The sequence below is a fragment of the Polaromonas sp. P1_G4 genome (assembly GCF_056405475.1).
In genome coordinates, this window is record NZ_JBFUCA010000981.1 from 1 (window position 1) to 752 (window position 752).

Here is a 752-nt window from a genome sequence, read left to right on the forward strand (position 1 = left end):
GCGGGAACCCTGTGAGCTTCGAATTATTCTTGATTTCAGAAAATGCGTCGTTGCGCGATGCATTGACGCAACTCGAAGCCAACCACCATGGCATCGTGCTGACGACCAATGCCGAAGGCATGGCGACCGGATTGGCGACCGACGGGGACGTGCGTCGCAAGCTGCTTGAAGGCGCGCAGCTCGAGGACGCCATCAAGTCCTGCGCCAACCCTGACTTCGTCTGGGCCGACAAGGCAAGTTCGCGCGAACTGCTGCTCAAACAGCTCGACCACCATATCAAAGTCATACCGCTGCTCGACGAAAACCGGCGCCTGGCCGGAATCGTAAGCCGCGACCACATGCCGCGTCAGATCGAAGAGCCTGTCTATGCGCGAGCGCGCTCGCCGGTGCGGATCAGCTTTGGCGGTGGCGGTTCAGACCTCACGCATTTCTTCGCCGGTGAAGGCGGAGCCGTGATCAACACAACGATCTCGCTCTACAGCCACGCCACTTTGCGCAAGCGCGACGACACGCGCATCGAGATCCATTCACGCGACCTCGGTGAATCGCTGCATGCCAACGACCTGCAGCACGCGCTGTCACAAAAGGGCCGTTTCGGGCTGATCCTGGCATTGATCAAGGCAGTACACCCAGACTTTGGTTTTGAGCTCTACCTGCATTCCGATTTTCCGATGAATTCCGGGCTAGGTGGCTCGGCCGTACTCGCGGCAGCCGTGCTTGGCTGCTTCAATCAGTTCCGCCAGGACCGCTGG

At 59.7% G+C, this 752-nt stretch carries 1 protein-coding gene; it reads left to right on the top strand.

Annotation, left to right across the window (positions count from 1 at the left end; translation table 11 throughout):
- Positions 1–29: 29 nt before the first annotated feature.
- Positions 30–752, top strand: a 723-nt coding sequence (locus AC1D1X_RS24875; protein WP_477699567.1) for a CBS domain-containing protein, incomplete at its 3' end; no start/stop codon positions are given.